Annotated in this window: 12 protein-coding genes; 4 read left to right on the forward strand and 8 right to left on the reverse strand. The window is 63.3% G+C overall.

The annotated features are described in order from the left end of the window. A partial coding sequence (ctaD, locus tag BH683_RS04160) for a cytochrome c oxidase subunit I (RefSeq protein WP_084835079.1) occupies nucleotides 1-1646 on the reverse strand: 1646 nt, incomplete at its 3' end. Nucleotides 1647-1916: 270 nt separating this feature from the next. Here ctaD and BH683_RS04165 point away from each other — a divergent pair. Both BH683_RS04165 and BH683_RS04170 read left to right on the forward strand, forming a co-directional pair. Further along, the gene (locus BH683_RS04165) at nucleotides 1917-2897 is read left to right on the forward strand and encodes a hypothetical protein (RefSeq protein WP_084835016.1); all 981 of its coding nucleotides are present in this window, start codon (nucleotides 1917-1919) and stop codon (nucleotides 2895-2897) included. 102 nt (nucleotides 2898-2999) lie between these two features. After that, nucleotides 3000-3491 carry a carbonic anhydrase gene (locus BH683_RS04170; RefSeq protein ID WP_084835017.1) on the forward strand — a complete coding sequence of 164 codons (492 nt, stop codon included), beginning with the start codon at nucleotides 3000-3002 and terminating at the stop codon, nucleotides 3489-3491. Nucleotides 3492-3585: 94 nt separating this feature from the next. Here the strand turns inward: BH683_RS04170 and nrdF are convergent, their stop codons facing one another. The 6 genes from nrdF to BH683_RS04200 all read right to left on the reverse strand — a co-directional run bounded on the left by nrdF (nucleotide 3586) and on the right by BH683_RS04200 (nucleotide 9899). Next, nucleotides 3586-4593 (reverse strand): class 1b ribonucleoside-diphosphate reductase subunit beta, encoded by a 1008-nt coding sequence (nrdF, locus tag BH683_RS04175; RefSeq protein ID WP_084835080.1) that lies wholly within the window; start codon nucleotides 4591-4593, stop codon nucleotides 3586-3588. 329 nt (nucleotides 4594-4922) lie between these two features. After that, nucleotides 4923-5825, reverse strand: a complete 903-nt coding sequence (locus tag BH683_RS04180) for a hypothetical protein (protein ID WP_084835018.1) — start codon at nucleotides 5823-5825, stop codon at nucleotides 4923-4925. 167 nt (nucleotides 5826-5992) lie between these two features. Beyond that, a complete protein-coding gene (gene nrdE / locus BH683_RS04185) occupies nucleotides 5993-8197 on the reverse strand; it encodes a class 1b ribonucleoside-diphosphate reductase subunit alpha (protein ID WP_084835019.1) in 2205 nt (734 codons plus the stop codon). Further along, a complete protein-coding gene (nrdI, locus tag BH683_RS04190) occupies nucleotides 8173-8673 on the reverse strand; it encodes a class Ib ribonucleoside-diphosphate reductase assembly flavoprotein NrdI (RefSeq protein WP_084835020.1) in 501 nt (166 codons plus the stop codon). Before nrdI ends, nrdE begins: the two co-directional genes overlap by 25 nt. A gap of 48 nt (nucleotides 8674-8721) precedes the next feature. Next, nucleotides 8722-8973 carry a redoxin NrdH gene (locus tag BH683_RS04195; protein WP_084835021.1) on the reverse strand — a complete coding sequence of 84 codons (252 nt, stop codon included), beginning with the start codon at nucleotides 8971-8973 and terminating at the stop codon, nucleotides 8722-8724. Between the two features lie 362 nt (nucleotides 8974-9335). After that, entirely contained in the window at nucleotides 9336-9899 is a 564-nt protein-coding gene (locus tag BH683_RS04200; RefSeq protein WP_084835022.1) for an NAD(P)H-dependent oxidoreductase, read from the reverse strand. 125 nt (nucleotides 9900-10024) lie between these two features. Here BH683_RS04200 and BH683_RS04205 point away from each other — a divergent pair, with 125 nt between their 5' ends. Continuing rightward, nucleotides 10025-10789 carry a helix-turn-helix domain-containing protein gene (locus BH683_RS04205; protein ID WP_308203554.1) on the forward strand — a complete coding sequence of 255 codons (765 nt, stop codon included), beginning with the start codon at nucleotides 10025-10027 and terminating at the stop codon, nucleotides 10787-10789. An 8-nt stretch (nucleotides 10790-10797) separates the two neighbouring features. Here the strand turns inward: BH683_RS04205 and eccB are convergent, their stop codons facing one another. Next, nucleotides 10798-12243 carry a type VII secretion protein EccB gene (gene eccB, locus BH683_RS04210; RefSeq protein ID WP_084835023.1) on the reverse strand — a complete coding sequence of 482 codons (1446 nt, stop codon included), beginning with the start codon at nucleotides 12241-12243 and terminating at the stop codon, nucleotides 10798-10800. A gap of 72 nt (nucleotides 12244-12315) precedes the next feature. On the opposite strand from eccB, the gene eccE reads away from it, so the two are divergent. After that, nucleotides 12316-13911, forward strand: a complete 1596-nt coding sequence (gene eccE, locus BH683_RS04215; protein ID WP_168186964.1) for a type VII secretion protein EccE — start codon at nucleotides 12316-12318, stop codon at nucleotides 13909-13911. Nucleotides 13912-13969 lie beyond the last annotated feature (58 nt).

Here is a 13969-nt window from a genome sequence, read left to right on the forward strand (position 1 = left end):
TGCGGGTAGTGCAACTCGAACGCAGGCCGCTCCGACCGAATGCGCGGGAGCTCGGTGAAGTTGTGTCGCGGCGGCGGGCAGCTGGTCGCCCACTCCAGCGAGTTACCGAAGCCCCACGGGTCGTCGACGGTCACGACCTCGCCGTAGCGGTAGCTCTTGAACACGTTCCACAGGAACGGCAGCGTCGAGGCACCGAGGATGAACGCACCCACTGTCGACACGATGTTCAACGTGGTGAACCCGTCCGACGACAGATAGTCGGCGTAGCGACGCGGCATGCCCTCGTTACCGACCCAGTGCTGCACCAGGAACGTGGTGTGGAAGCCGATCATCGTCAGCCAGAAGTGCATCTTGCCCAGCCGCTCGTCGAGCATGCGTCCGGTCATCTTCGGGAACCAGAAGTAGATACCGGCGTAAGTCGCGAACACGATGGTGCCGAAGAGCACGTAGTGGAAGTGCGCGACGACGAAGTAGCTGTCGGACAGGTGGAAGTCCAGCGGCGGGCTCGCGAGCAGGACGCCGGTCAGACCACCGAAGAGGAACGTGATGATGAAGCCGACGGAAAAGAGCATGGGTGTCTCAAAGGTCATATGACCTTTCCACATCGTGCCTATCCAGTTGAAGAACTTCACACCCGTGGGCACCGCGATCAAGAACGTCATGAACGAGAAGAACGGCAACAGGACCGCGCCGGTGGCATACATGTGGTGCGCCCACACCGCCACCGACAACGCAGCGATCGCCAGGGTTGCGTAGACCAGACCGCTGTAACCGAAGATGGGCTTGCGGCTGAAGACGGGGAAGATCTCCGAGACGATGCCGAAGAACGGCAGCGCGATGATGTAGACCTCGGGGTGACCGAAGAACCAGAACAGGTGCTGCCACAAGATCACGCCACCGTTGGCCGGATCGTAGAGCTGGGCGCCGAATTGTCGGTCGACCTCCAGACCCATCAGAGCGGCGGTCAGCAACGGGAACGCCAGCAGGATCAGGACGCTGGTGACCAGGATGTTCCAGGTGAAGATCGGCATCCGGAACATCGTCATGCCGGGAGCGCGCAGGCAGACCACGGTGGTGATCATGTTGACCGCACCCAGAATGGTGCCCAGACCGGAGACGGCCAGGCCGAGGATCCACATGTCGGCGCCCGCACCCGGAGAGTGCACGGCGTCGGTCAATGGGGTGTAGGCGGTCCAGCCGAAGTCAGCGGCGCCGCCGGGGGTGATGAATCCGGCCACGGCCACTGTCGAGCCGAACACGAACAGCCAGAAGCTGAAGGCATTCAACCGCGGGAACGCCACGTCCGGGGCGCCGATCTGAAGCGGGAGCACGACGTTGGCGAAACCGATGACGATCGGCGTCGCGTACATCAGCAGCATCACGGTGCCGTGCATGGTGAACAGCTGGTTGTACTGCTCGGTCGACAGGAACTGCAGACCCGGAACGGTCAGCTCAGAGCGCATCAGCAGTGCCATCAGGCCACCGATGAGGAAGAACGCGAAGCAGGCAACCAAGTACATGATGCCGAGCAGTTTGTGGTCGGTGGTCGTCAACATCTTGTAGATGAACGACCCCTTGGCCCCCGTGCGCTCGGGGTAAGGCCGTACCGGAGCCACCTGAGTAGTGGGCTGGTCTACCGCGGTCACTGATCCTCCTACCTGCGTGGCCACTCCGGAACGCCGCCGGGCGAGATGCTCTCCCGCCCACGACATGAGGGCACGGCGATGAATGTGCGCTGTGGACGATCGTATCCCCTCGCGAGAGCGCCGTTTGAGTGGGTCCTACGAAGTGTCGTATTTGTTTTGGGCAACGACCTGGGCACGTCGGAGCCTGGGCGGTCGGCGTGCTCGCGAGTGCTAGTTTGTTCGAGAATTCAACCCGTGTCCGGCTGCCCGCAGAACCGAAAGAGTCCTCCAGTGAGCTATGTGATCCGCCGTCCGCGCGGCTGGGCGGCTGTGGTCCTTGCCGCGCTGGTCAGCGTGGCCGCCAGTGGGTGTATCGACTCCGAGGTTCCCGGTGGCGAAGGCACGATCACCACGACGACCACCCGGATCGCATCGGTCGACCTGGTCGATCCGGCGCGAGACACCAACCTCACGTGTCAGCCGACCGCACTCGCCGACGCCGGTGCTCCCGATCCAAAGCGGATTGTGGTCGCCGACCCGAATCTGCTGGATGCCCTGTGCGCCTTGGGTCTGCAAACCCGGGTGGTGGCGAGCACCACGATCGGGGGCTCGTTGCCGACTTTCATGGGCGATGCGGTGCACGACCTCCCGACCATCGGCGAGAAGAGCCGGCCGAATGTGGCCATGGCGACGGCGGCGAACCCGGACCTGGTGCTCAGCACCGGCGACTCCCCCCTCGATGGCGCCATGGGGTCCGTCGAGGTCGTCTCGATCGATCCCGCACAGGATTGGGAGAAGCGCTTTTCGGCCGTCGCTGCAGCGGTGGGCCGGACGGGCGCGGGCAAAGAACGACTCCAGGCCTACCTCGACGGGTCCAGGGCGGTCGGTGACCGTATCGGTGCCCGCTATTCGCAGGCATCCCTGGTTCGTTTCGCCAAGGATTCCGAGATCGTGGCGGGCACCGACGCTTTTGCGGCCCAGGTCCTCACCGACATCGGGGTCCAGCGGCCTCCGGGGCAGCGTGAACCCGAACCCACGATCATCGACGACAAGAACTTCGAGATCGCTGACGGCGACGTCGTCTACGTCAGTTTCCAGGGCGCCGCCGGCGAGAAGTACGGCACGTCTGTGATGGAGAGCGACCGTTGGCTGGACATGGGCGCCCCGAGCTGGCGTCGAGTGCTGATCGTTGCCGACGAGGTCTGGTACAGCGCGGGCGGCCTTTCGGCTGCGAACGTCATCCTGGGGAATGTCCGCGACTCCCTGAACTGATCCGCAGATCATTCATTCGCCGTTGCCGGGACACCGGATGGGGTTGGAATCACCCTGAGGCCAACCCTGTGCCCCTTCTGATGCGCCCATGAGCATGAGTGCATGACTGTCACCGACGAATACCTGGAGAACAACCGCGCCTACGCGGCGCAGTTCTCCGGCCCTTTACCCCTTCCGCCGAGCCGCCATGTAGCAGTTGTCGCGTGCATGGACGCCCGCCTCGACGTCTACCGCATTCTCGGGCTCAAGGATGGTGAAGCGCACGTCATCCGCAACGCAGGTGGCGTCGTCACCGACGACGAGATCCGCTCGCTCGCCATCAGTCAGCGCCTTCTCGGCACCACCGAGATCATCCTGATCCACCACACCGACTGCGGAATGCTGACGTTCACCGACGACGAGTTCAAGCGCGGCATCCAGGACGAGCTCGGGGTCAAGCCGCCGTGGTCGGCCGAATCGTTCCCCGACCTTCACGAGGACGTCAAACAGTCACTCGCCCGCATCGAGAACTCCCCGTTCGTCACCAAGACCACGTCGTTGCGCGGCTTCATCTTCGATGTGGCCACCGGAAAGCTCGACGAGGTCGCTGCCTGAGCTACTCCCCCAACAGAATTCGCGCCACCTACGACGAAACGCGCCAGTTGCAACTGGCGCGTTTCGCTGAAGGTGGCGCGAATTCTCGGGCTGGCTAGAAGTCCCAGTCCTCGTCTTCGGTGTTGATGGCCTTGCCGATGACGTAGGAGCTGCCCGATCCCGAGAAGAAGTCGTGGTTCTCGTCGGCGTTCGGTGAGAGCGCCGACAGGATTGCCGGGTTCACGTCCGTCTCGTCGCGCGGGAACATCGCCTCGTAGCCGAGGTTCATCAGCGCCTTGTTGGCGTTGTAGCGCAAGAACTTCTTGACGTCTTCACTGAGGCCGACGTCGTCATAGAGCGCCTCGGTGTAGTCGGTCTCGTTGTCATAGAGCTCGAACAGCAGCTCGAAGGTGTAGTCCTTCAGTTCTTGACGACGCTCGGCCGATTGGGTCTCCAACGCGCGCTGGTACTTGTAGCCGATGTAGTACCCGTGCACGGCCTCGTCGCGGATGATCAACCGGATCAGGTCGGCGGTGTTGGTGAGCTTCGCGCGCGACGACCAGTACATCGGCAGATAGAAACCGCTGTAGAAGAGGAACGACTCGAGCAGCGTCGAGGCGATCTTCCGCTTGAGCGGGTCGTCGCCCCGGTAGTAGTCCATGACGATGCGGGCCTTGGTCTGCAGCTGCTCGTTCTCCTCGGACCACCGGAACGCCTCGTCGATGTCCTTGGTGGAGCACAGCGTCGAGAAGATCGAGCTGTAGCTCTTGGCGTGCACCGACTCCATGAACGCAATGTTGGTCAGCACCGCCTCTTCGTGCGGGGTGCTCGCGTCAGGGATGAGGCTGACGGCACCGACGGTGCCCTGAATGGTGTCGAGCAGCGTCAAGCCGGTGAAGACCCGCATGGTGAGCTGCTTCTCGACCTCGGTGAGCGTGCCCCACGACGGGATGTCGTTGGACACCGGCACCTTTTCCGGCAACCAGAAGTTGCCGGTCAGGCGATCCCAGACCTCGGCATCCTTCTCGTCGGGGACGCGGTTCCAGTTGATCGCCGAGACCCGGCTGACCAGCTTGATCGGCGCGCCGTCGGCCGGACTGTGCGGGATTGATGAAGTCGTCATTCGGGTTCCCAACATTAGAGGCGGTGGTGGCTAACTCGAGATCAGTCCACCGCGGCCGGCACTGGACGACCCGCCTTGATGAGACCAATCATGCCGCCCGGGGCAATATCTGAGCAGCCATGTTTACGATCTGGCTAAAAGATACATGACTGTTATTCAGAAGACCGAGAGTTGGCCGAGAACACGCGCACGAAATATCGACGAGACTTGCTGAAACACAACGAAAGTGGCGACGAGACGAATCTCGCCGCCACTGGGCAGGTGATAAATCACTCAGGTAAGTGCAATCCCTCACCTTCACGTAGAGATTGACTCCTGCGGTTCCACTTCTACCCCGCCAATTCGTTCCCGAGCTGGCGCGTAACGAAGCGTGTGAACATCGCCAGCAGATTGTCCGAGTTGGCAATCGCTCGGTACGTAACATTCAGATTGGTCAACCGGCCGCGCTCCAGGCCGGGCTGGCGCTTGAGCAGCCGCTTTGGAGTCGTGTGCAACTTCCCGTCTGACGCGTAGACCGCCTGTTCCGCCTGCGCGTACGTAAGTAATGTTGTCTCGTAGTAGCGGCCTGCAGACATCAACGTTGATCGACGCGCCCATTGCGTCGGCACCAGGAGGAGTGGCTCATCATCAACTACGGGAAGGTTGACTGTAACGATCATCCATTCGCGCCGGTCCACGTCCCAGACCTGCCGTCGTACCGCTTCAACCCTGTTCGATCCTGCCGTGAATTCAGGGTGAGCGAGAACCATCTCATTCGTGAACTCGACGAGAATCGAATAGACAATCCGCGTGGTGATGTCCGACGTGATGTCGTTCCCGATGCCCTCGATGAACAGGGGCAGCTCCTCCAGACGCCCAAGTACCCCCAGATTCAGCAGTGCGTTGAGGTCGTTAGTCAACGCACTCCAAATCCACGCGCCAACGTCGCTGGCACCACCATGCCCGCGAAAGCCTGACTCCGCCATACCGAGTCGCGTCTCGAACGGTTCAGCAAACTGGCGGAGCAATCCCGCTCCGCGCGCACGGTCTGCGGCAGATGCAGACATCGCACAACTGGCTACAGTCCCGAAGAAGGTGTCCAGACAGTCGACGGCCGTGGCGGCGTGAACGGAATTTGATCCGACGACGCGGATCGCGCACGGATCGACATAGATTCGATTGTCACTCTCGACGTCGATATCGAGAAAATCGACGTGACCTGCGATTCCATAGTGCTCAGTAATAGTTGGCATAGCACAATCCCTTCGGTTGGGGCCCGAAGAAAGGATTGAGGCAAGATGCCTCAGATGAATCCGGTACGATTGAGTCGACTGCTGAAGTCACTCCGCGCCTTCGGGCCGGGTGGGCCTGGCCCCGTTACAGCGGGGTCAGGCCCAAACATTCGGTCGTTCTAATCAGCTCACAGCATGCATGAGACGCAGTTCTCCACTTCTGTCCCCTCGAGCGCCATCTGACGCAAGCGGATGTAGTAGAGCGTCTTGATTCCCTTGCGCCACGCGTAGATCTGCGCTTTGTTCACGTCGCGGGTGGTGGCGGTGTCCTTGAAGAACAGCGTCAAGCTCAGGCCTTGATCAACGTGCTGAGTGGCCGCGGCGTAGGTGTCGATGATCTTCTCGTAGCCGATCTCGTACGCATCCTGGTAGTAGCCCAGATTGTCGTTGTCCATGAAGGGCGCCGGGTAGTAGACGCGACCGATCTTGCCCTCTTTACGGATCTCGATCTTGGCGGCCACCGGGTGGATCGAGCTCGTCGAGTGGTTGATGTAGCTGATTGAACCGGTCGGCGGCACGGCCTGCAGGTTCTGGTTGTAGATGCCGTGTTCCTGCACGCTCGCCGTGAGCTCACGCCATTCGTCCTGCGTCGGGATCGCGATCCCGGCCTGCCCGAACAGGTCCCGAACCTTGTCGGTCTCGGGCTCCCAGGTCTTCTCGATGTACTTGTCGAAGAACTCACCGGTGGCATACTTGGACCGCTCGAAACCACCGAACGCCTTGCCGCGTTCCTTGGCGATCCGGTTCGAGGCCCGCAGGGCATAGAACAGCACCGTGTAGAAGTAGATGTTCGTGAAGTCGATGCCCTCTTCGGATCCGTAGTAGATCCGCTCACGAGCGAGGTATCCGTGCAGGTTCATCTGGCCGAGGCCGATGGCGTGCGAGGAGTCGTTGCCCTCCTGGATCGACGGCACCGAGGTGATCGCGGTCTGATCCGACACCGCGGTCAATCCGCGGATGGCGGTCTCGATGGTGTGGGCGATGTCCGGGGAGTCCATCGTCTTGGCGATGTTGAGTGACCCCAGGTTGCACGAGATGTCCTTGCCCACATGCGAGTAGGTCAGGTCATCGTTGAACGTCGAAGCGGTCGAGACCTGGAGGATCTCCGAGCACAGGTTGGAGTGGGTGATCTTGCCGTCGATCGGGTTGGCGTTGTTCACCGTGTCCTCGAACATGATGTACGGGTAGCCCGACTCGAACTGCAGTTCCGCGAGGGTCTGGAAGAACTCGCGTGCCTTGATCTTGGTCTTGCGGATCCGCCGATCCTCGACCATCTCGTGGTACTTCTCGGAGACGCTGATGTCGGCGAACGGCACGCCGTAGATGCGCTCGACGTCGTACGGGCTGAACAGGTACATGTCATCGTTGCGCTTGGCGAGCTCAAACGTGATGTCCGGGATCACGACGCCGAGCGAGAGCGTCTTGATCCGGATCTTCTCGTCGGCGTTCTCACGCTTGGTGTCGAGGAAGCGGTAGATGTCGGGGTGGTGCGCATGCAGGTAGACCGCGCCCGCACCCTGACGGGCCCCGAGCTGATTGGCATAGCTGAACGAGTCCTCGAGGAGCTTCATGATCGGGATGACACCCGAGCTCTGGTTCTCGATCTTCTTGATCGGCGCACCGTGCTCACGGATGTTGCTCAGCAGCAGCGCAACTCCGCCGCCGCGCTTGGACAGCTGCAACGCCGAGTTGATCGAGCGACCGATCGATTCCATGTTGTCTTCGATGCGCAGCAAGAAGCACGACACGGGCTCCCCGCGCTGCTTCTTGCCGGAGTTCAGGAACGTCGGGGTGGCCGGCTGGAAGCGGCCTTCGATGATCTCGTCGACGAGGTTGCGAGCCAGTGCGGTGTCGCCGTCGGCGAGGGTCAGCGCCACCATCGACACCCGATCCTCGAACCGCTCGAGGTAGCGCTTGCCGTCGAACGTCTTCAGCGTGTACGAGGTGTAGTACTTGAACGCGCCGAGGAAGGTCGGGAAGCGGAACTTCTTGCTGTAGGCGTGGTCGAAGAGTCCCTTGACGAACTCGCGGTCGTACTTCGCCAAAACCTCTGGCTCGTAATAGTTTTCCTCGACGAGATACTTGAGCTTCTCTTCCAGGTTGTGGAAGAAGACGGTGTTCTGGTTGACGTGCTGCAGGAAGTACTGGTTCGCTGCTTCGCGATCCTTCTCGAACTGGATCTTGCCGTCGGCGTCGTACAGGTTGAGCATCGCGTTGAGTGAGTGGTAATCCATCTCACCCGGGTCACGCCCGGACGGGTCGGCGTGCGTCCCGGACTTACTGCCCGACGCGTCGACTCGCACATCGGTTACTGGGGTTGCGGTTGGCGACACTGTGCTGGCTCCTGTGCGAGTTGATCATGTGCGAATTGGCGGAGTCCGGTCTGGACTCGCTCGACGTCCTCGGTGTCACCCATCAGTTCGAACCGATAGAGATAAGGCACCTGACATTTGGCCGAGATGATGTTGCCGGCGAAGCAGAACTCTTCACCGAAGTTGGTGTTCCCCGCCGCTATGACTGCGGTGATCAAGGAACGGTTGTGTGGGTTGTTCAGGAACTTGATGACCTGCTTCGGGACGAAGCCACCGGGTTCGCCCGAGGCTTTACCGCCGCCATAGGTGGGGCAGATCAGCACATAAGGCTCATCGACGGTGAAACTGCCGTCATGGTCGATCAGCGGGATCCGGCACGCTCGCACACCGAGCTTCTCGACGAATCGGTGCGTGTTCTCCGAAACGCTCGAGAAGTAGACGATCAGCGGCGCCTCGGAGAACCCTGCGGGTGTGGTGTGTCCGGGAATCTTCCCCATATCCCGACCTCCACGATGTTGCTGACGGGTAGAGCTGAGAACGATGGATCAGGCAGCTGCTGTGACGAGCGCCTTGATGCGATCGGGGCGGAAACCCGACCAGTGGCTGTCACCGGTGACGACAACAGGTGCCTGCAGGTAGCCGAGGGCCATGACGTAATCGCGGGCATCGGAGTCTTCGGTGATGTCGACGATCTCGTACGCGAGACCGTTCTTGTCGAGGGCCTTGTACGTGGCGTTGCACTGCACGCACGCGGGCTTGGTGTAGACGGTGATCGTTGCGGTGGCCGAAGTTGTCATATCCCCAGAACTCCCTCTTGACGTGCCGATAGTCGGTTGACGCGACCTGCTCAAATGTGTTTCAAATCTTGATTCTGTCGGCTTGTCGGTGCTGTTCCTCAGGTTCAACCCCTGGCGGCCGTTCAGTGTTCCAAACACTACACCTAGTGCCTGACATTCGGGAACAACACAACACGTTGCGAATGACATTCATGAAAGTCCCAGGTCGCGTGTGTGCACCAGCGTGAATTCCGGCGTGTCTCGGCGTGTCGTGCGTCACATATGCAGGAGCCGCATGATGCGGCGGACACAAACGTCCCCGCCAGTGGTGTCCGAGGACGAATTTCCTCGGACGCCACTGACGGGGACGGCTGTGGGGTGGCTCAGGCAGACACCTCGGCGGTTGCGGCAGCGAGCACCGCGACAGCCTGGCGCAACTGCTCGACGACCTCGGGAACGTCGGTGACAGGCCGACCCTCGAGCCGCCCGATCGGGAGGTGCAGTTCGATGTCCTCGACCACACGGCCGCCGGCGATACCCACCGAGCGACTGGTGTCGTCGTGGGACCATTTGCCGCCGAACTGCGCCAGCGCAGCACCCAGGACGCCGACGGGCTTACGCGTGATCGCACCTGCACCGTAAGGACGGGAGAGCCAGTCGATCGCGTTCTTCAACACCGCCGGAATCGTCCCGTTGTATTCGGGGGTCGAGATCAGCACGGCATCGGCGTCCCCGACGGCCTCGCGCAACCGGACGACCTCGGCAGGCACCGGTTCGACGTCGATGTCCTCGTTGTAGAAGGGCAGCAACTCCAGGCCCGCATACAGGCCGACCTCGACGCCGGCAGGAGCGTTGACCGCAGCCACCTGCGCGAGAGAGCGGTTGATCGAGTCCTTCCGCAGACTGCCGACCAGCACCAGGATCTTCGTGTTGTTGTTGTCGTCCATGACTGCTTCTCCTTCGTCAGGGGCCGTTGAGCTCCCGGTCCTCATACATCTATCACTTGACACGAATCTAAACGGACCGTGGTCCGAATCTATTCCCGGTTTTGGCACCCGTTACAGTCAGGGTTGTGTCAACGCCCTCTCGGCACCCGTCGCAGGGTGTGAACCCCCAGCAGACCGACGACAGCCCTACGCTGCCGGTCTTCGGTCTCGGATCACCCACACCCGCCACCGCGCCCCCCGCCGCAACCGACAGGGCGCTGCCTCTGTCGAATGTGCATCAGCATGTGTTCCCGCTCCCCGAGTCAGGTGAATCCGAGCGTGCCGACGCCGCCCGCAACCGTCAACTACTCATGGAGGCCGCAACCCGCCTGATCGAATCGCAGGGGGCCTCGGCCGTGACCATGGACGCGGTCGCCCGCGAGGCCGGCGTCGGCAAAGGCACCGTCTTCCGTAGGTTCGGCAACCGGACCGGCCTGATGCTCGCACTGCTCAACCACTCCGAAACGCAGTTGCAGCAGGCGTTCTTGACCGGGCCCGCGCCGCTGGGTCCCGGGGCGCCCGGCGAGCGGGTCGACCCGCTCGATCGGTTGATAGCGTTCGGACGAGCACGTCTGGCGACGGCGTCGGCACACCTCGACATCCTGCTCGAGGCCGAGGACACCGGCCCCCAACGCTTCACCCATCCCACCCGCACCGTTGTTGTCATGCACACCCGAATGCTGCTGACGCAGATGGGTTTCCGCGGAAACCTCGAGGTGATGTGCATGGCCGTGCTGGCGCCGCTGGAGGCACCTTCGATCCACCATATGCGCACCAACGACAGAATGTCCGTGGACGAGATCGGCGACCACTGGGAGAACCTGGTCCGCGCGCTACGCCCTCCCCCCTGACCCGTCGTTCAGGTCGGCGGTTCGATTCGGCTGCCGGCCAGGTCCGGCGCCATGCCATCGTGCGACACCAGGGCATTGTCCCGGGACAGGGTGGGTCCGGCTGCGAGCAGCGATACGATCGACCACGGCGCCGGGGCCGGGGTGTCCCCGAGCCCGATGGTCGCGGCCGTGTCCAGATCCGCGATCCCGTAGCGGACACCTGAATCATTGACATAGAAAAGCGATTCCGCGCGGGTGCTGTCCGGCTCGGATCCGGTGACCTGGATGAGATGCCCGCGCCCCGGTTCGACGAAGACCGCGTCCAGGCCCGGTCCGGCACCGTCGGCGCCGGCCAGAACCACCGGGACCTCGCGCGTACCCAACGGCAGGGTCGACCCGAGCAGCAACCGCGCGTCCGCCTCGTGATCGTCGGCGGACCTCGACCACGCGTGACACAGCACGGGATCGGCCTCGACGTCGGTCCACTGCGGCGCCTTGGCCGGGAACTCGTCCACCGGGAGAAGGCTCACCGTCTCGACACCGGTCAACTCTGCCGGACTCACGGTCGGGACGCTGTCGGCCCCGGTGGGATCGGCCTGTCGAATGATCTCGGCCGCGACCTCCCCGATCGGCTGCACGCCCTGCGCCAGAGCGACGTAGAACGTCGACTCCCCCGTCAGCGTCTTGGCGTTGATCACCGCACCGATGGGGATGTCGCGACCCAACGCCGAGGGGGCACCCCGATTCGGTATGGACGGCACCACCAGCGGATCGATCTCCGGCAGCGCGTTGAGCACACCGGGGCTGATGGGTCGTACGTCTACTTCGTCGATGTCCAGGGCGCGCCGCACCGGGACGCTGCCGACGTCGACGCGAGACCGCGAGCCTCCCGCGACGAGAAACACCTCATCACCCGCAGACACCAACACCGCTTCCCCACCGCCTGCCGCCCGGATCCGGTCGCCGAGCTCGGGCGCGGTGGTCGCGGCGACCGTGCTCACCTGTCCGGCCACCACGGTGTCGCAGACCGTCCAGTTCGACTGCTCCTTGTCCGCGGGGCCGGGCAGAGCAACAGGCGCGCCCGGGATACCCAGGAGCGGACCCCGGGGATACCCGGTGAGCTTCTTCTCGCTCACCGATTTCGGCGAAGCGTCGCTACCGGTGATCAACCGGGCAGAGGTCAAGTTGAGCACCGGATGCAGACGACCGTCGACGACGACATACGTCGCGCCCGCCTTCTTGCTCACGATGATCTTTGAATCCCCCACCGCGCCCTGCGGTTTGATCAACCCGTAGACACCGAATCCGGCCACCACGAGTACCGCGAGCACCAGACCGACCATCAGTGAACGCATCTGCGAACGCATCGGGTCGTGCAGCATCCTCACGTCGCGCCGGATCAGCGCATGCTCGAGTCGGCGCAGTAAAAAGCGATAGCCGTTGACCTGAGCCTTTGTCGTCAATTGAGCCGGCACAGCCGTACCCCCCGTCCTCCCGCGGTGTAGCGTATAGCAGCATCGCGGGGGACGATGGGTGTGGGGGATTTCATGAAGATCGTGGTCGCGATCGAGTTGTTGATCGCGGGGGCGCTGATGCTGTCGTACGACGCCGGCGCCCTGTGGTGGTGTGCCATGGCACTCGCAGTCCTACTGTCGCTGCTGCTGATCGCACTGCCCGGACGGATGTCGGGGGCACGGCGCATCGGCCTTCGCCTGGGTCTGTGGCGTCGTCAGGTGTTCGGGTCGCCCGAGTCCGACGGCTCCAAGCCCGATCAGGCCCCTTTCGACATCCCGGTTCCCGAGGCGGGTCCGATCGGCGCGCGCTGGGACGGCGCGTGCATGGTGACAGTCGTGCGTATCGACACTCCCGCACCGGGTTTGAGCTTCCTCGACCCCGCTGGATGCACCGGCGGCCCCTCCGTACCCCTGTCGACCCTGGCAGATTGCGTCGAACAATTCGACATCGCCCTGGAATCCATCGATGTGATCAGTCACGGGATCCGCACCCACGGCACGGGTCGGGTGGCACAGGTGTACCGACGCACCCTGGGACCGCTTCCCGCCACCGCGTACCGGTCGGTGCTGGTGGTGCTGCGGCTCGACCCCACGCGGTGTCCCGATGCCGTCGCCCGCCGCGGCGGCGGTTCCGAGGGTGCACTGCGTACCGCCATCGTCGCCACCCGGAGGGTCGCGAACCGGATCGCCGAACGCGGACTGTCGGTGAGCATCCTCTCCGCGGCCCAGATCACCGCGGCGACAACACAATTGGCTCACGGGGCCGACTCCGGCGCCGCCAGGGAGGATTGGGACTCGGTCACCACGGACCGACTCCGGATGCGGACCTACGCGGTCGATCCCGAGCATCTGGCGACGACCCTCGGCTCGGTGTGGGCGGTCCCCTCACTCTCGACCACCCTCACCCTCAGGCTGAGGTCAGCGGGCGACGGCACGACGTCGCTCCGTACGCTCGTCCGCTTCAACACGCTCGGCGACGACGAGCCGGCCATCGACGGACTGATCGACCTCGTCGGCCGTCAGCGTGCCGCCCTCGCCGCGAGCCTTCCGGTCGGTGCAGCGGACACATTGCCGTCCGTCGGCGAACAGACGCACACCCTCGAATCGCTGGCTGCCCTGCGCTTGTCGGCAGCCGGCTGCGGCCAGCTCATCGGTGCCGATCACGGTGGCCGCGCCGTCGCCGTCGACCTGCTCGGCGGCGGTCCACACAACGTCGCCATCAGTGGCGGTCTGCATCTGGCCCAGCAGGTGCTGCTGCGGGCGATCGCGGTGGGCGCCCGCGTGCTGGTCCACACCGACGATCCCGCGGAGTGGCACCAGTTCGTGACGGCGGTCGGCGACCCCGGATTGTTGACCCTCGCCGGTGGCCGGGTCCCGCCGGGACATTTCACGGTGGCGGTCTTCCACGGGATGACACCTGTCGCGGTGGACGCGCCCACGATCATCACGCTGTTGCCGCCAGGAGTCGACGGCGCAGAGGCCGACGTTCGGCTGCAGCAGAACCACGCAGCACCACAGGACATCTGGATCGGCACGCCCAGCGGTTCGACGATGGTGACCATGGTCGCCACGCCAGACGAGATCGGATTCATCGGGCACAGCCTCCCATCGATGGCACGCCAGGGCTGACCAGCCGGGCCCCGGCCCGATCACACCTGAGGGTCTGAACCCGGTCGACGTGACCTCG

Origin of the sequence: Williamsia sp. 1138, assembly GCF_002095435.2 — a bacterium.
Taxonomy (GTDB): domain Bacteria; phylum Actinomycetota; class Actinomycetes; order Mycobacteriales; family Mycobacteriaceae; genus Williamsia.